Source organism: Paenibacillus vandeheii, from assembly GCF_030433635.1.
GTDB lineage: Bacteria > Bacillota > Bacilli > Paenibacillales > Paenibacillaceae > Paenibacillus > Paenibacillus vandeheii.
On record NZ_JAROCD010000010.1, the window covers coordinates 76,289 to 95,189 of the forward strand.

The 18,901-nt window shown below is 50.2% G+C and carries 10 protein-coding genes; all 10 read left to right on the top strand.

Annotation, left to right across the window (positions count from 1 at the left end; translation table 11 throughout):
• Window positions 1-65 precede the first annotated feature (65 nt).
• The 10 genes from P5G61_RS20320 to P5G61_RS20365 all read left to right on the top strand — a co-directional run bounded on the left by P5G61_RS20320 (window position 66) and on the right by P5G61_RS20365 (window position 18,716).
• Window positions 66-1,859, top strand: a complete 1,794-nt coding sequence (locus tag P5G61_RS20320; RefSeq protein WP_301248222.1) for a vWA domain-containing protein — start codon at window positions 66-68, stop codon at window positions 1,857-1,859.
• Between the two features lie 264 nt (window positions 1,860-2,123).
• Complete coding sequence (locus tag P5G61_RS20325) at window positions 2,124-5,513, top strand: tubulin-like doman-containing protein (protein WP_301248224.1); 3,390 nt, start codon at window positions 2,124-2,126, stop codon at window positions 5,511-5,513.
• Between the two features lies 1 nt (window position 5,514).
• Entirely contained in the window at window positions 5,515-8,079 is a 2,565-nt protein-coding gene (locus P5G61_RS20330; RefSeq protein ID WP_301248226.1) for a transcription initiation factor TFIID, read from the top strand.
• 206 nt (window positions 8,080-8,285) lie between these two features.
• Window positions 8,286-9,569: a vWA domain-containing protein gene (locus P5G61_RS20335; protein ID WP_301248227.1), complete on the top strand. Its 1,284-nt coding sequence runs from the start codon at window positions 8,286-8,288 to the stop codon at window positions 9,567-9,569.
• A gap of 20 nt (window positions 9,570-9,589) precedes the next feature.
• Window positions 9,590-10,237, top strand: coding sequence for a beta-mannanase (locus P5G61_RS20340; protein WP_285075859.1), 648 nt, complete (start codon window positions 9,590-9,592; stop codon window positions 10,235-10,237).
• Window positions 10,238-10,348: 111 nt separating this feature from the next.
• Window positions 10,349-11,608: a TRAFAC clade GTPase domain-containing protein gene (locus P5G61_RS20345; RefSeq protein ID WP_024632789.1), complete on the top strand. Its 1,260-nt coding sequence runs from the start codon at window positions 10,349-10,351 to the stop codon at window positions 11,606-11,608.
• Window positions 11,608-14,841 (top strand): GAP1-N2 domain-containing protein, encoded by a 3,234-nt coding sequence (locus tag P5G61_RS20350; protein ID WP_301248230.1) that lies wholly within the window; start codon window positions 11,608-11,610, stop codon window positions 14,839-14,841. Before P5G61_RS20345 ends, P5G61_RS20350 begins: the two co-directional genes overlap by 1 nt.
• 436 nt (window positions 14,842-15,277) lie before the next feature.
• Window positions 15,278-16,165 carry an ABC transporter ATP-binding protein gene (locus P5G61_RS20355; RefSeq protein WP_301248231.1) on the top strand — a complete coding sequence of 296 codons (888 nt, stop codon included), beginning with the start codon at window positions 15,278-15,280 and terminating at the stop codon, window positions 16,163-16,165.
• A gap of 333 nt (window positions 16,166-16,498) precedes the next feature.
• Window positions 16,499-16,981 (top strand): glutathione peroxidase, encoded by a 483-nt coding sequence (locus tag P5G61_RS20360; protein WP_024632786.1) that lies wholly within the window; start codon window positions 16,499-16,501, stop codon window positions 16,979-16,981.
• Window positions 16,982-17,354: 373 nt separating this feature from the next.
• Window positions 17,355-18,716, top strand: a complete 1,362-nt coding sequence (locus tag P5G61_RS20365) for an FAD-dependent oxidoreductase (RefSeq protein WP_301248232.1) — start codon at window positions 17,355-17,357, stop codon at window positions 18,714-18,716.
• Window positions 18,717-18,901: the final 185 nt, after the last annotated feature.

The following is an 18,901-nucleotide window of genomic DNA, read 5'->3' on the forward strand; positions in this document are numbered from 1 at the left end:
CTTAAGGCTTGACGCCTATAATAAACTATTCCCATTTTAATCTCAAACGTGAAGGAGTACACCTAATGCTGCGGACAAGCAAAATACGCTGGCTCAGCGGAACTCTGGTTCTGCTGGCAATTCTAACGCTGCTGCTACCTCAGGCGTTGCTGCCACATGCTGCAGCGGCTCAGGCACAGACAAGTGGAATCGATGCGGTACTTGTAGCCGATGTAAGTAATTCAATGAATACAAGTGACCGTGACAAGATCAGCAATGAAGCCATGAAAATGTTTATTGATATGCTGCCGGTCCAGGGGGACAAGGTAGGGATTGTTGCTTACACCGATCAGGTGGAGCGGGAAAAGGCATTGCTGGAGATACAGTCCGATGCGGACAAGAGCAGCCTGAAAGATTTTATTGATCAGCTGGGCCGAGGGCCCTATACCGATATTTCTGTCGGAGTGGCTGAAGCGGTGAATGTGCTGAACCATGGAGCTGACAAGTCTCACTCGCCAATGATCGTGCTGCTGGCTGACGGCAACAATGATTTTAACAAAACCAAAGGCCGCACTCAGGCTCAGTCCGATGCGGATCTGGCAAAGGCCGTCAAGGAAGCAAAGGATCAAGGGATTCCCGTCTATACGATTGGACTGAACGCAGACGGTAAACTGAACAAGGATGCACTTGCAGATTTGTCTCAGCAGACCGGAGGCAAGTCCTTCATTACGGATACGCCGGATGACCTGCCGCAGATTTTGAGTGAAATTTTTGCGGATCATGCCAAGCTGAATGTGGTGAAGCTGCCCTCCATTACAGGAAACGGCAGTTATCAGGAAGTTACCGTGAACGTACCGAACGACAGTGTACTGGAAGCGAATATTTCGATCATGTCTTCAAAACAAGTACAGATCGAATTAACCGATCCTTCCGGCAAAGCCGTGGATCTGAATTCGGATGCAGCCAAGCTCTCGACTTCGAAGAGTTATTCCTTGGTGAAGCTGCTTAAACCCCAGGAAGGCGACTGGAAACTTCGGGTAAAAGGGGCTCCCAAAGACAGCATCGATATCAACCTGTTGTTCAACTATGATCTCCAGCTCGTCGTGGACCCAATTAAGACCAAGTCCTATACGAAGGGCGACAAAGTCGATCTGACAGCCAAGCTGGAGAATGGGGGACAACCGCTGCAGGATAATGACCTGTACGCCGATATGAAGGCGACATTGGTCGTAAACGATCTGGATACAGGCAAAAGTGCGGAACAACCGCTCGAAAACACGGGAACCGGGTTCGCCGGAACGTTTGAAGTGCCGGACAACCATAACTATGAGCTTGTTATCCGTGCAGAAGAGGACAGCTTCTACCGGGAAAGTGCTCCAATCACGATCAACGCGGGTGGAGCAGCTGGAAGCGGAAATCAACCTATGACTTCTGCTGGCGAACAGGATAAACCTTTCCCATGGTTACCCGTTATTCTTGGCGTGATTGCCCTGGTCGTTGTAGCTGTTGGAGGCTGGTTCCTCATGGGCTGGCTAAAACGCAAAAACCGCGGATTTGTTGGGCAGATGGTTATTGAAATTCGGGATGAAAACACCGGGGACAAGTCGTACCCACAATATAAAAAACTGGCATCCTTCCGGGGCAGATTTCATCTGCATCAGCTGTTACAGCTGGACCCTGAATTGAAGGAAACCGAAAAATATGTATTTACACCCAGCAATGGGGATCGAATTATAATCCGTAATACCGCAGGCGGAACGTTGGAGAAATCCGGCCGTGCCGTTGATGCAAGCTCAGGCGTTGAACTGAAGAACGGTGACCGACTGAGCATCCCGCTGCAACAGGCGGACAAGACCATTTTAATTGAGTATCTGGTCTAAGAATGAATACCAATTTAAGTTGAACCAACCATCTACACGAGAACGTAGAGGACAGAAATAACCTGAAGAAGCGGAAGCGTTCGCCTAAAAGCTTTCTGAAAGAAAGCTGCATCGGAAGCATACGCTTATCCCCAGATTTTCACCTTTGTAAAATATAATTAAAAAATCTGGGGATAACAGCGATCGGAAGGTTATTCTGTCATCGGAGTGGCAAGTGTAATTATTTTGTAGTTCCAACTGTGTTAACCAAAGGGAGGACTTGGAATGAAACCGATTGTTAGAGAACATATTCAGCAACTGGATGTATCGCTTGGCGGAGGGATTGTCAGCGAGAAAATCAGAGTCGATACGATTGATAACCCGATTCTGATTATCGGTCTTGGAGGAACAGGTATTGATGCGCTGCTGCGTCTTAAATACCAGATTAACCGACGTTTCAAGCTGCCACAGGACCCGGTATCCAAGAAAAAAATGGACAAACCGTCCAACGTGGAATTTCTTGCTTTTGAAACGAACGAACAGGATCGCGCCAAAAAGTATAAGGGCATCGGACTCGATCCAATTAATGAATTCGTATTGCTGTCCAATGCCGAGATTGGTGGACTGCTTCAGAACCGCAGCGTATTGGAGCCGTATATTACGGACTGGTTATCTCCGGAGCTGAGCATCACCGATGGCATGAACGGTGCCGCAGGGGTCCGTCAGGCTGGACGTTTGCTGCTGTTTACGAAGATTAACCAGGTCGTTCAGGCGATCGACAAAAAGATCAAAACCTTATCCGTAGGCACCAACAAAAAACTGATGGTGTTCCTGCTGACAGGTCTTTCCGGTGGTACGGGCAGTGGTTGCTTCATGGATATTTCTTATATCGTGCGCGGGATTATCGAACGCGATCATGGCTCTGCCGGGATTGACCGTGTGAACACGCTTGGATATCTGTTCACCCCAGACGTGAACCTGTCCAACAAAAGCTTGAGTGAGCACACTCGTGAGTACATCCGCAAGAATGGTTACGCTGCGCTCAAAGAGCTGGATTACTGGATGAACGTGGATAGCAGGGGAGAACGTTTCTCCCAGAAATACGGCAATATTCTGACCGTGAATTCACCGCTGCCGCCGTTCAACCTGTGTCATCTGATTTCAGCAACCAATACGGAAGGCAAACTGCTGGAAAACGCCTACGATTACTGCATGAATGTCACCGCCGAGAACATCACCAACTTCATGGCGAGTGAGGAAAAGCAGTCGGGTGAGGAGTTCGCCATCCACGACTATATTAGCAACATTCGTACGAACATTGCGCAGATGAACAAGGCTTACCCTGCGAACTATGATTACAACATTATCGGTGCATCCTCCGCGGTACTGCCGATTGAAGAGATGACGACCTATCTGGCTTACCGTATGTTCGACAAAATGAGCACCATGTTCTCCAAAGCGCCGAATCAGGAGGATACCGAGAAGTTTGCCCGCAAACTGGGCATTGATCTCGAAAGTGTGGTCAAGTCCTTTGAAGCCCGCGTGCCGGAGCCGCTGCCAGGTTACCAGAATAGCGAGCGCCTATCCTATGGCAATGTGGTGAAATCACAGGTGGTGAACATGGACACCGAACTGGAGCAGAACTTCCTGGCTCGTGCCCGTGAAGAATATATCAAGGCGAAGAAGCAGCTGCCGGGTGAGATTGCGGGTCAGTTCACCGAACAGATCCGGCGTATGTTTTTGCATCCCGAACAGGGTCCGTTCTATGTGTCCCGTCTGATCTACACGGAAAAAGGCTTCTGTGTACTGAAGATGATTCAGTCGTACATTGAAACCCTGCGTGAGAATGCCTTCCGCATTCCGCGTGATATTGAGGCCGCTCAGGAGCAGTCCGAAGAGAAACTCGGCGATGCGAAGAGTGCTTTTGTTTCCAAAGAGAAGAAGAAGAATGCTTATATTGAAGCAAAAATTCATGAGTACTGGCTGCACGCCGATGTGGAACGCAATGATCAGATGATCGAGTTCTATGAGGATTTGTACGAATTGCTGAATCAGGAAAACAGCCGCATTTATAATGTATTTACCGAAACACTGAACGCGCTCAGCTCGATTTTCTCCAAAAACGGGGATATTCTCACACGCGGCGAAGAACAGTCTGATCACAAAGGCAACAAGACGTACTATTGGAACGTTGTAAGTGTACCGGATATCGTCAGTGTGGTGGATGGACTGCTGGACAAGCGCGATACGGATGACCTGATTCGCGACTTCTCGCGTGAATTGTTGGAAAACTCCAGCCAGTGGGTGAAGGAAAACGAGATCGATATCGTCAGCTCCATCTCTGATTTCCTGACTGAAAAATTCGGCGATCTGATTACCCGCTCGATGGAAGACTTCCTGGTTATCAAATATGGACAGGACGAGTCGGTCGAGAAATTCGTGGAACGCTTCATTGCAGGCAAACTGGATGATGAGGCCGTTCCGGTGTTCAATCTGAGCAACAGCACAGGCAGTCTGCATTTCCCATCCTGGGGATTCGTATCGGTGCCAGCACAGGCGCCGGGCATTCTGAGAGGGATTCGCAACTATCAGAACAATGCGGTGGGTAAATCCCATTTTACCGTCAAGGAAAGTGAAGTGCGCAACCGGATCTTCTGGCTGAATACTCGCAACGGGGTACCACTGTTTGTGTACACGCCGCTCAAAGTATATGAGGAGAGCTATGAACGTACCATTTTGGACAAAGAAGGCATCGGCCGCCATCTGGTGCAAACCGAGAAGAATAACTGGACCTATCTGCCGTCTCCGATCCCTGAAAAGTCATGGGGTGATGTGTACGAGAACGCTCGGGTGAAGCAATACAATGCCCGTGTGCGTACGGAATTCGAGCAGGCGATTGGATACAGGATTGTTACGGCCAAAACGATTGACGAAAATACAAGCAACCGCTACGCCGTTGTTACGACCGAACCGTTCGACCTGTCCGCGAAGCTGGGTGCCTATGACATGCGCCTGACGTCTACTACGCCGAACCTGGGTGAAGTGAAGCGTGCAGTTATGGAACTGAAACGCCTGCAATCCGAAGGATTGCCACGAGTGTCGGTGAAGGACATTTTTGGAAGTATTAATGAAGATATGGCCAAAGAAAACCTGGTGCGCTCCCCGCAGCTGATCGCGCGGGTACGTGAAGAACTGGCGAAGATGAACGCCATCTCGGCCAAAGTCGCCGAACTGGAAGGCATTCTCGCCCAGCACCAGGACGAGGAGCAGTGGTATGACCGCTTCATCGAAGCACTCTACACGGATACCATCGTGAAGAAGGGCGCGCTGTATGTGTATGACCGTGATCCGGAAGAAGACGCATGGGAGCCGTTCGCGAACCTGATGAAGAGCCGCAACTTTGCTGAATATGAAGTGTTTGGCAACTTCCGTGGACTGGCGGAGAAGGATCGCAGCACATTGCTTCGCAAAGCTTCCCGTCGTGATAACGACCTGACCGCTTCCGAAGATATCACGCCACTGCTTAGCAAGGTGGATGATCTGGCTGCATTGTTCATGGAATCCCGTGATCGCCTGGAATACGAGCGAGTGGAATTGGCGAACGGGGAAGACATCTACCAGTTCTACAGAACGATGTCATCGAAACTGAATGACATTCGCAGAAGGCTGAAGTAAGATGGCGGCCGGGATGGAGTTCAGCTCGAACAATGCCCTGAAGCGTAATCTGGAGAAGTATGCAGCCCAGTATGCAACAGAGCAGGAGCGCCAGGGCAGCCTGGGTGATGGTCGCAGTAGTATCCATTACCCCGCCCTGTTCCTGTTCGTGGGTGATCAGGTCGCTCCGGCAGTATCTGCTGTTCAGGAGATCAACCGGCTGAAATGGGATAACGGAGAAGGCGTAGTCTACGTACAGATTGGGACGGAAGATCAGGATGATGATCGTCATCGGAACCATGACAGCAGCGGACGAATGAAGCATGATAATGATAACAGTGGTCAGCTTAATCGCGGTGAACATAGCGATGACCGTCAATCATCATATCCAGTTGGGCATCGTCCGGCTGAAGCTATGGATCGCAGCTCGTTCGATGACGGTCAGGTGACCCGCCACGTGCTTCCGATATCCGGGGCACAGACCGGGCGACCTTCCAAGACTCTTCGCAAGGATGTGCATCGCAGTTTTCACGATTCAGATCAGGCCCTCTATGGTCTGAATCGCACCTTGCGACGGGTGAGTAATCGTATTGCTGAATACGGACGTTTGTATTCATCATTCGATCGGATCTACGTGACGGTCGTGACTCGGGCAGACGATCCATTAAATGTGTTGTTACCGGAGCTTACCAAGCTGACCGAAACGATATTGGGTCAATCCTTCAAGTCGGTACAGACCGATCTGCATGTGCTGGTCAGCGAGATGGAGCAGGTCGATTCCTTTGGATATGCAAGTGCAGCAGGACTCGCTTTTTTGCGGGAACTGGATTACATGCAAGGGCTGGACTATACGTTCAGCGGTAATCTGCTGGTTACAGAGGACGGTATCTCTATTCCGGTAGTGCATCCTGCATCGCCATTATTCGATCTCGTATATATTTTGTCAGACAAAAACGAGCGGGGAACCGGCGTGCCGGGCGGGTGGATCGAAAATGCCGAGATCATCTGCCGAATCTGTCTGCTCAAGAACCGGAAGCAGGAGCCAGATAGCTCCGGTGCCGTTTCAAGCACAGGAGCCAACACCTATAACAATACATCGTTCAAAAACAATATTCGCACCACTTCGGATCAGCACGGTTATGCCAGTGCAGGTTTTGCCGAGATCAGACGGCCGAACAAACCGATTGCACTCGCAGTGTTGTATCACCTGTATCGTTATCTGCTTGAACGGATGCGGCAGGAACCCGAGTGGAGCATCAAGGACAAGCTCGTCTTCTTTGGACTGGACGGGGCTTCGGTAGAGCGTAAAGTGGAAGGTATCCTTCCCGATGAGGACCTGGTTAGCGGCATGAGCGGCATTATGACGCATAACGTCAGCTTCACGGATCTAAAGCCGCTCTCACTGCGTGAAGCGGAGAGAGCGCTGTTCGGCCATGGGGCAGAGGCGTACTTCCGTGAAAACGTGGTCCGTCTTGCTGAGGAACGAGTGCGTCAGCGCAGCACAGAAGGCTCGCTTCGTCGTAAGGCTGAACAATCACGGATGGAGCATCCCGAGATTGGCTATTTTCAGTGGGCCGCCTGGAGTGACAACGGGTTCGGCAGTGTGCGTGAGGCCTTGCTTGGACTGATCCGGGATAAATCGGTGCAGCTTGAATCCGCACGTTCTTTGCTTGAGCAGCGGCAGCAGGAGCGGGTAGAGGATCAGTCGTTTAAACGAGCGTTGTTCCGTGACAAACAGAATGTGCGCAATCTGATCGATTGTTTGCTGGAGCGCGTGTATGTACCCAAGGTTGAATTGCTGCGTCTGGAGAATGAATTGCAGCTGCTTCGTGTCTACGACACAGAGATGGAGCATCTGCATACGTTCAGTCGGAAGGTAACGGAAACACTGGCAGCGCTGGAACGTACCTTGCGTGAGACCGCTCTAGAGAGCATCGCCGCAGCCGATGAGTACATCGGGCAGAACGTAATGGAATACTACGGCAAAGTGACGGAAGCGCTGATCGCCGATTTGGAGGCAAAGCGCGGGCGGGATGTTTGGTTCGAAGACCGCTATATGGGGGATATGAACCGGCTTGCTACGGAAGGTAATGAACGACTCCTGCAACGTCTGATGGAAGTATGTCATGCCATGCTGCTTACAGCAGAGCCGCTCCGGGTACCTTTTGAAGAAGAGCTGCTGCTGCGGGCGAATGTTACCATTACCTATGGCGACAAAAACGTACTGACCCGTGATGATCTGTTCCGCAGATTGTACCGTACACTGGAGGAGCAGGCGGTCGTTCGGGTAAGGGTATTCGACTATACGCAGGAACATCGTTATGAAGAAAAATATTTCTTTGGTGATCACCATAGTGCCTTCATGGACTACGCGGCGCATGCCGAAGAGACATCACGTATTTATAAACTGGGTGTGGTATACGAAGAACGAAGCAGTGGTGTGGAGAAGCTGAATCTGATGGGAGGCTTCCATCTGGAGGATCTGATGGTGTATCGCAACGGCCGGGTGTATTACGATTCGTACACGGAAAATGGTTATGAGCTGCATCCCTCCGATCTGGCCGAGAAGCTGTCACCCATGCGCTAAAACGTCAGGCTGTGTCTCATATGGACGGAAGGGAGGTACAGATTGGGTTGAACTAGGAGGCGGGCAGATGTAATTTAATTCATTGCTCCTTCATGGATCGACGTCGATCTGTTTTCCGTCAGGGATATGGAGTCGTTCATTTTTTATTACCCATCTTGTATTAACTAAGCTGTTTATCGGCTGGTTTGGAAAGGATGCATGCAAACATGCAGCGAAAAATCAATCTTCTCCTGGTCCTGTTCAGCCTCATTGGCGGAGCTGTGGGCTTTGCGGCTGGAGAAATCATACTGCGTCAGTGGCTTGGAGAAATGCCCCGTCTATTGCTGATGGGATTATATTTTGGCGTGCTGGCGCTTAGCGTAGGATTGTTCTGCTTACTCGCAGAAATGATCTCGCCAAAGCTGAACGGAGCTTCCTGGAAGCTGAGATATTTGGGGCTGTCCTGGAAACTGCTTGTTCCGGCAACGCTGGCACTACTTTTTGTCGTTGGACTTGCCCTGCAATTGCTGTATCAGATTAACCCGGGCGGTGCGAAGCAAGTCAAAGATATTATACTGATGATCGATAATTCAGGCAGCATGACCGATACGGACCCGGATAACGGCCGATTTGAAGCAGCGAAAACGCTGATCAGCCAGATGGAGAGCGACAAACAGGTCGCAGTCATTACTTTTGATGATCAGCCGCAGTTGTTACAGCCGTTCATCCAGATGGACAGCGAAGCAGCCAAAAATGAGGTATACAGCAAGATTGACGGCATCGTGACTACCTCGGGCGGCACCAATTTCGATGCCGTGCTGCGCGAAGCGATGGAGCAGATTAAGGGCAAGCAGGACCCGAAACGTGGAACGGTGGCGATCCTGCTATCCGATGGATTCAGTGATGTAGACACATCCGGCATTTTGTCGGAGTATGCGAATGAACAGATTGCTGTCAATACAGTGGGTCTGAGTCTGGTAGACCCTTCCGGAACCGACTTGCTGCGTCATATCGCACAGCAGACGGGCGGCATGTATTATGATGTACCGGATTCCGGGGGGCTCAATCTGGCATTCCAGCAAATTTACGATACGATAGATGAACGTACACTGGTGACCGAACGGACAGGCATGATGGAGCACAGTACGTATCTGGCTATTTTCCGAGTGGCCGCCTTGCTTCTGATTGGTGTCGCCTTGGGAGTATCCCTCGGACTGGTATTCGATAACCGCCATTTGGCGGTCAGCTTCGGTATAGGTGGTGCTGTATCCGGTCTATTGGCAGGACTTCTGCTTGAATGGGGTCTGGACGGATCAGCGGTTGGTGATGCATTTGTAAGATTTGGAGCGATGCTCATCTTATCTGCCGTGTTAACCCTGTTCACCTGGATCATTCCAATCAAGGAGAATACACCACGGAAGACTCGTGGGCGCCGCGAGGCTGGTACAGGAGCCAATTCGGCAGAAGGATTCGGTCAGCGGGGAAGAGATACGCGCAGCAAAGGATTTTAACGTCTGGAGGTAGACGATAGATGCGTTTTACGGATGCAGAACCTTCAGCGCCCCTGATTCGCAGACTGACACTTGCAGTGGACGAGAGCCAGTGTACACTTCGCTGGCTCTGGCCAGATCGTGTGGAAGCTGTATATGTTGAACGGCTGGAGCTCGATATGATGAGCGATGATCGTACCGGGGAAGAGGCTGCACAGGGCAAGCTGAAGCTATACACGAAAGAAGAATACAAGGCGAGTAATGGATATATGGATCGCATCACGGGTTTTGGTGCCATCCGGTACACGGTGTATGTCTGTCAGATGGAGGAAGACGGGCCAGTTCTGGTGCGTCAGCGTGATGGGGACAACACAGTGATTGCAAGCGCAGGCAAGGCGGATATTCGCTTTTCCATCCGGTACAAGAGCGGTTTTTTCCAGAAACGAAAAAGTGTGCTGATGACCGTCACGGCCGAAGCACCTGTTCCGAAGGAAGCGCTCTGTTATGTCCGCAAGCAAGGCGGGGTTCCGTTGAACAAGGAAGATGGCACGGTGTACCCTTTTGTGAGTGATTTTGCTCCCGGAAGAAATGAGATGCCACCCGTCGAGGTAGCCAAGGACGATTACGTGAGATTGTTCTTCACGGACGGACCAAAGTACGGAGCCGCCTATAGGCTTATATCAGATTAGATAGTTAGGAATCAAAAAAATCTGGGGATAACAGCGATTGGAAGATTACTCTGTCATCGTAGTGCGAGTGTAAATCAACTTTGTCTAACTGATCAGGGGAGGGGAGTGGCTATGAGCTTTTTTAGTCGGTTTTTGAAACGACAGCAGCCGGAAGAGCGGCCGTTATTTTACGATATCGTATGTCCGTATTGCTTCAGCAAGTTTTCACCGGAGGAGGTTGTGTTCCGGGCTGCGCATCATCGCGACGACGATGAGGACTACGCACTTGGGGAAGATGCGAAGCTGAATCGGTATCGCGAACGGTTTGGACTGGATACGGTGTTTGATATGGAGGCCGTACTGGCTCCGCATGATGTACCTGAGGAACATCGCATCTATTCGGATAACATTGTGATGGGACTGAACGATCGGTATGGTGTCGTTACGCGGCGTCGACTGTGTCCACAGTGCCATAACGAGCTGCCTGTCACGGCAGGCAAAGCACCAAGCAACATCATTTCCATTATAGGTGCATCACAGGTGGGGAAATCCGTCTACATGACTTCATTGATTCATACATTGCAGCATTACACTGCAGATCACTTTGATGCGGCCTGCATGCCGCTGAATGCGGAGATTAGTCGCCGGTTCCGTGCGGATTATGAAGAACCGCTGTTCGAGCGGGGCGATCTGCTGGATTCCACGCAGAAGGAGAAGCTGCAGGAGCCGTTTATTTTCCAGTTTGTATTCAAGGATGAAGATAAAGCTCCGCTGACACTGGTATTCTTTGACGTTGCTGGTGAAGGTATGGTGGAGCAGGACTATCTGGGACTTCACGGGCAGCATATCAAGAACTCGGCAGGCATTCTGTTCATGGTGGACCCGCTCCAGATTCGTTCCATCCGGGACAAAATCCGCATCAATCTCGGCAATGAGCCAGGCGAGTGGACGCCAAGATACGATGAGCCGCGTGATGTGGTACTGACGATGTTCGGTGACTTTATCGCTTACCAGGACAAAGCCAAGACGAATATTCCAACTGCCGTTGTACTGACCAAAAGCGATATGCTGCATTCCCTCAAGGATGAAGAGGGTGATTACATCAAATCCAACAGTAATGTGTTCCGCAACATGGTGCACCGCGACTGGTTCGACCTGACCGAATTCGAGAATATCGACGGGGAGATCCGACGGTTTATCGAGAAGGTGGACCGTCCATTCAAAGGCACGATGGATGTGTACTTTAAGGATACGGCTTACTTTGCGGTATCTGCGCTGGGAAGCAATCCGGTGGATATGAAGCTGCAAGGTGTGGTCAGTCCAATCCGTGTTGATGAGCCATTCCTCTGGCTGCTGTACAAGCTGAAGTACATTGAGGGGAGAGTGGGATGATGCGTTCTACCATAACCCCGCCGATTGAACAGCAGATGTACACCAGAGAGCGGCGCGGGGTGTTTCGCACAACGGAGGGGTTCGATACGGTTGCCGCATCGCCGGGACTGGACCCTTCTTTTATCAAAAAAGTGCTTCATCCCTACTGCGTCTATGACGCTCCAGCAGAACTGACGGGCCGGAGTGAGAAGGACGAGACAAAGTTCCCACCGTCCATTCATCTGCTTCACCTGGAGAGCGGGGAGACGATCCTTGGGCAAAATGTGTACCAGTCCGCTGATTTTACCGGGCTGCGCAGTGCTTTTTTCGCTCATAACTATGTCTTGTCTCCTGAACGCTCGGAAGAGCAGATGAAGCAGGGCGGCTGGCTGGATGCTGTGTTCGCCACGTCATATGACATCGAACAAGGAACAGTACTGCCTGCGCTTACTGAATTGCCGCGTACAGCTGGAGTGGGACAGGGGTCTGCCAGAGGGACAGGCTCGGGCTTCGGCATAAGCCCGGCTAGTGACTTCGGCCCAGGTTCCTCTCCAAGCCAGATCCTTGGCGCTTTGAAAATGGACGAAGTGGTGTTCAAACGTCTGCTCTACGCCGTCATGCAAGCTGTAGCGACACGTCGGAAGGTATATATTGCGCTGGATGTGCCCGCTGAGGAAGTTACTGCCGGAGCCAAAGGATTGCTGCGGTTGCTGTTTACGGCACTGCCTTACGCGTTCCGGAGGCAGCTCGGCTTCATGACATTTGCCAAGGAGCCGCAGGCGAAGAAGGGCATCCACGTCCAGTTTGTGGAGAGGGGCACACTGCGTCCAAAAGACCGAAATACGGAGAAGGATTTCACCTTCGATCTGGTATCCGGCAGAGTTACTCATGCAGATGCATCTGTGGCGAAGCTTCCTTACACGGAATTTGCATGGTCTCTACTGCATGAGCCAGCGGCTGCCGATCCATTTTATGCTTTTGCGGATGAGATGCTGTCCGGAATGGAGCCTGGGCGGGAGCTTTCCATTGAAGCATACGGGGAACTTTCGATGTTCTATCGTCTGGAGCAGGGCAGGGAAGATCTGTACCTGGATAACAAAAGCCATGTCCTGAGTGGCTTGCTCACCTACTTGAAACCGGAAGGCGGAGCGCAGCAACGTTCACGCTTGAACGAGTTGTTTCTGACACTGCTCAGTCGTGAGCTGGACAGCGTCAAGCGGGAGAATGTGCCTGAAGAATCGGTTGCTGCACGCATCGGAGAGTATTTCCGGGTCGCTGCGCCAGTCGTACAGTCCCGAATCGTGGAATATTTCATCTATGGCGTTAATAACGCCCGTTCACAGAAACGTATGCGTGCTGTGCAGGAACTGTATGGTTTGCTGGATCGGGACAGCGTGTTAAGCCGCGCTTTCTTCGACAAAGTGCTGGCAAACGAATCACTGACCAAGCTGTTGTTCGAGCCCTATCTGGATAGTCAGCTGAAACGCACGGAATCTGCTGCCGACGTCGTAGAAGTGATTCAGAGATGGGTTACCTCGCATCCCCCTGCCATCCACAACAGCTTCCTGCTGGAACGAACAGCAACCGAGCTGCGTGAACGTTTGTGTTCAGCACCCAACCCTGTTCAATCTGCCAATGAGGCACTTAAACGGGTTAGTGTACTGGACCGTGTATCAGCCACAGGTTCCTTCGATTCAGGCATTACTGCCCGAATAGGACAGTCTGGAGCTGTAACTCGGGCTAACCGGAAAGGTGGACCTGAGTCCGCTGTCCAACCACCGGCATATCAGGAGGATTTAACCCGACTTGCCGATAAGCTGGCTTACGTCATTAATTTGTTTATGATCCAGGATCTTGATCTGGAGCGGGTTAATCGTGAACAGCTGTTAAGCATTGATATTTTGTTGCATGGAAACGAGGTTCGGGACTGGGCTGCTCGTCAGGGCTCAGATGTATCTGCGCGTACAAACATGATGCTGGCAGCGAGAGCATGGCTAAGCGGTGAGGGGCGCAGCGAAGAGGAGCTGGAAGCACTCTCCTTGGCTGAGCGTAATGAACTCCAGCGCTGGACGCGCCGCTGGCTTGTCTTGGAGCTTCGGGATCATCCAGGTACGGCTGCGTTTGAAGCGCTGCCGCTGGCTTTCTATCGGGGTGGTAGCGGCAGCAACAAGCTTGATTATCCAGGCCTTATTGAATTTATCTACAGTAGTTCAGGACGTACAGAAGTGTTGTATCAATTTATGGAGTGGTCGGGGAATCAACGCTTGTTTATTCGCGGCTCTAACGCACACAAGGGATACGCGGATGCAATCGTGGCTTATTTCAAGGCCCACGATCGCGAAGCCTTTAAGTCCAAGTCAGCTTTCAAGCCCTATTATGCCAGAGCAAGCAAGACGATGAAGCCTGCCTACGACCGTGCCAGAACAGAGTTGTCTTCTCCGCTGGTACGCATGCTGACAGGTAAAAGGAAAAACCTTTTTCTATCGGTCATCGTTATCCTGATTCTTGGTATTGCCGGAGGTACGTATGCTTTGATGGGGAATAAGGCGGAGACACCAGCGGCATCACCTCCACCAACACAGGAGCCCGTTGTTCCTGCTGAACCGGAGGTGCAGCTCGCAGAACAGATCGCCTACCTCGTTCCGGCATTCCAAGCGGACGACGGTACACAGACGCCTGCCCGGTTGGTTATCCGTTACCGAAACGAAACCGACAGCAACGCTTTGCAAACGGACACTCTCCAATGGAACTTGAAAGATGGTACTACGCAGAAGCTCAATGCTGATGGAGAATGGGAGAGTTTCAACCGTAACGAGGAGCCGGATGGGGAAGGTGCAGCCGGAAACAGCACAGAGGGCACGTCTGAAGGAAGCTCCGCGGATTCTTCTACCCATACTGCGGATGACACTCAGCAGAGCGGAGAAACCGAGCAGGGGGCAGATTCAGCCACAACGGAGGGCACCACTTCAGATCCAGCAGCAGGGAGCACAGGAACGGATACGGGGACTGGTGCAGCTACGGACTCCACGGATAAAGGCACAGCGGAGGGAGCAGCAGGCGAAACGCCTTCAGATTCATCTCAGTCTACAGGAGCAGGTTCGTCTTCAGTGGAAAATCTGACTGTTGCCGAAGCAGACCGACTGTATCCTTATGGGCACCAGGTAGAGCTTCCGGCCGATATCGATCTGGAGGACATCGTGAGTGTTCAGAGTGGAACGACCGTCATCAACCTCGTCCCGGAACCTAAGCTCTGAGCGAGATTACTTGAATAGGTAATTCATGCAAAATACAGCCACCTCGAAGAATTCGTAGGGGCTGTATTTTTGTTTTGTTCAAGCGATGGAGAAAAACATGTACAAATTGAAGCAATATAGGTCTATTTTTCACAATTCAGACACATTATTAAAATGTTGGGCACGAATGACCTTGCGCAAAGCGATGTAATGCACGTACACGATGAGAAAAGCTCTCACATGAACGGGGGACAAACTGACTCATTTCCAGTAAAATAATTCAAAAATAGCTCACAACCATCAAGGAATTTGGTATTTAGTGTTGACAAATGATAATGATTATCAGTATCTTTAGTGTATAAGATCTTGTTGCGCCGGAAATACGCTGAACTATAATTTCGTTTTCGTTGTCATAGCCGGAATACATAACCGGGATAAATGAGAGAGGGATGATCGCATGTTTCGTCTGGAGACGTCCAAGTTGGATATCGCTTATGAGGAAAGACTGATTGTTGATAATCTGAATATTCAAATTCCCCAAGGGAAAATTACAGCACTTGTTGGAGCCAACGGTTCAGGGAAGTCCACCATCCTGAAAACGATGGCACGGATCATGAATCCAAAAGCAGGTAGTGTATTGCTCGACGGGAAGTCCATTCATAAGCAGTCCACGCGTGAAGTAGCCAAGCAGCTTGCGATTTTGCCACAGAATCCAACAGCTCCCGAGGGACTTACCGTAACCGAGCTGGTGTCCTACGGACGGTTCCCTTATCAAAAAGGCTTTGGGTCGATGCGTGCTGAAGACAAACGCATGATTGAATGGGCCATCGAAGTGACAGGCATGACGGAGTTCCATGATCGTCCAATTGATCAACTGTCCGGTGGACAGCGCCAACGTGCCTGGATTGCCATGGCTCTGGCACAGGAGACAGATATTCTGTTCCTGGACGAGCCGACAACGTTCCTGGATATGGCTCACCAGCTTGAAGTACTGCAATTGCTGGAGGAACTGAATGCTACAGCAAATCGTACGATTGTCATGGTTGTGCATGACTTGAACCATGCTTCCCGTTATGCGCATCACATGATTGGTATTAAAAAAGGTAAAGCCATCGCTACGGGTTCACCCGTAGAGGTTATGAACTCTGATGTGCTTCGCCAAGTATTCAACATTGAAGCTGATATCGTGATTGATCCGCGTTCCGGTGTACCGCTCTGCTTGCCTTACGCTCTCGCGGGTGAACGCCAGCATTCCGCACCTCCAGAACAAGTGGTCATGAACAGTGCAATGGTTCATGCTGGAGGACGGACGGAGCAACGCGTTCGTCACGCGACAGGAATTTAATGAAACGGGCCGTAGGTGGTCCTCAACGATAGAATGAAGCCGCTGTGCATTATGCACGCGGCTTATTCGCATTCTGGGAGGAAATGGACCAAGGCAGAGCGGCGAGAGGGCTATGATTGATTTTGGCTGCCAAATGTGGCTAAAAGGTCTTAGCTGTGTGGATGGACGAAGGATACTTCTACGGACGATCCTGGGCAGGATATAATCGCAGATTTGGTAATTGTTCGCCTCAGGTCTATAATATGGAGACAGGCTGTGTGCCGCAATCGTTACAGTACATAACAGTACATAATTGCAGCCCAACCTACATCATACTCATGGGAGGAATCAGTCATGTCCGTATATTCGTATCAGGCGGTAACGACCGCAAATCAGGAAGTGCCACTCGATCTGTATCAAGGCAAAGTATTGGTGATCGCCAATACAGCCAGCAAGTGTGGACTGACTCCACAATACGGTGAATTGCAGAAGCTCTATGATCGCTATCGTGATCAAGGTTTGGTTGTGCTTGGGTTCCCATGTAACCAGTTTGGCGGCCAGGAGCCGGGGTCAAGTGAAGAAGCAGAATCATTCTGCCAAATTAACTATGGCGTTAATTTCCCGGTGTTTGCCAAGGTCGACGTCAATGGTGAAGATGCTCATCCATTGTTCAAGTATCTGCGTGAGCAGCAACCTGGTGTTGGTGAAGATAACAGCATCCAATGGAATTTCACCAAGTTCCTCGTGAATCGTGAAGGTGAAGTTGTAGGGCGTGTTGAACCGAAAGAATCCCCGGAATCCATGACTGCAGAGATTGAAAAGCTGCTTGGCGTATAAAATAGAATGAAGAAGCCTGCCTCCATAATTGGAGGACAGGCTTTTTTTTGTAGTCATTTTTAAGCGCAATATCCTCTCTGCAAACGTGCTTCATTGGAAGTTACTGCGCTTTGTTGGAGCATAAATCAGCCATAAGCAGGGAAAACTAAAGTCAATGAAGATGAGTCAATGGCTCGTTTAATCGTAAAGAAAAAACACGTCCGACAAATTTATTTTGATTAACCCCTTGTAATGTGAAAAAGATCACATTATAATAAGTGTATAAAGTGAAATAAATCACATATAAGGTATTCACTAAGAAGTGAAATATTTCACAAATACAATGACGTTATATTCAATTTCATATTTATATACTCCAAGGGGGAACCTTATCATGAAAATCGCAGTTATTGGATGTACACATGCAGGAACCGCAGCCATCGTTAACACCGCCAAATTGTACCCGGATGCTACCATTACCGTGTATGAGCGCAATGACAATATCTCCTTCTTATCCTGTGGTATTGCGCTGTATGTGGGTGGTGTGGTGAAAGATCCAGACGGATTGTTCTATTCTTCTCCTAACCAACTGGCCGAGCTAGGTGTCGTTACCAAAATGCTTCATGAAGTGACGTCAGTAGATGCTGCAGGTCACAAACTTCAGGCTAAAAACTTGACAACCGGGGAAGAATTCGAAGATACGTTCGACAAGCTGATTGTAACAACGGGTTCATGGCCTGTCGTACCGAAGCTGGAAGGCATCGAAATGGACAACATTTTACTTTGCAAAAACTACAACCATTCCAATACCATCATAGAAAAGGCGAAGGATGCCAAACGCATTACTGTGGTTGGAGCTGGATACATCGGCATCGAGCTGGTAGAGGCTTTCCAAATGAACGGCAAGGAAGTTACACTGATTGATAGCGTGGACCGGATTCTGAACAAATATCTGGACCCCGAGTTCACGGATGCCATTGAAGAAACGTTGACTGGACGCGGTATCAAGCTGGCTTTGGGCCAAACAGTACAGAAATTCACCGGAGAGAATGGCAAAGTGAACAAGGTCATTACATCCAAGGGAGAATTTGAAACAGACCTCGTTATTCTGTGCATTGGTTTCCGGCCAAATACCGAACTGCTCAAAGGTCAGGTGGATATGCTGCCGAACGGCGCAATCATCGTGGATAAATATATGCAAACCAGCCAGAAAGACGTCTTCGCTGCTGGAGACAGCTGTGCAATTCATTACAACCCAACTGGCAAAGCAGCGTACATCCCACTGGCAACCAATGCCGTTCGGATGGGTACACTCGTAGCACGCAACCTGATTCGTCCTACGACACAGTACATGGGTACACAAGGCACATCAGGGATAAAAATATATGAGCAAAATATTGCAGGCACAGGTCTGACGGAAACGTCTGCTGCTGACGAAGGTCTGGTTGTTGAAGCGGTAACGCTTGAAGATGCTTACCGTCCGGAGTTCATGCCAACAGCTGAGAAGCTGCTGCTCAAAGTGATCTATGAACAGGCTACCCGCCGCATTGTTGGTGCACAGATCATGTCACAGGCTGATTTGACACAGTCGATCAATACAATCTCTGTCTGCATCCAGAACAACATGACGGTAGATGAGCTGGCCTTCATCGACTTCTTCTTCCAGCCACATTACAACAAACCGTGGAACTTCCTGAACTCGGCTGGTCTTCAGGCGTTACCTCCAGTAGAAGTGAAAACACCAGCGATGGTATAACGGATACTGCTGATATATACGGGAACTGCCGCATCCTGCGGTAGTTCTTTTTGTTTTTTGAGATTGGCTTGAGGGTGCATCCTCTCGGATGGAAGTGTGGTCACGCTGGCGTGCTAGCACAGTTTTCATACTTTGTGATAAAAGTAACAAACCTCTCGAAACCTTCGCGATACAATGAACATATC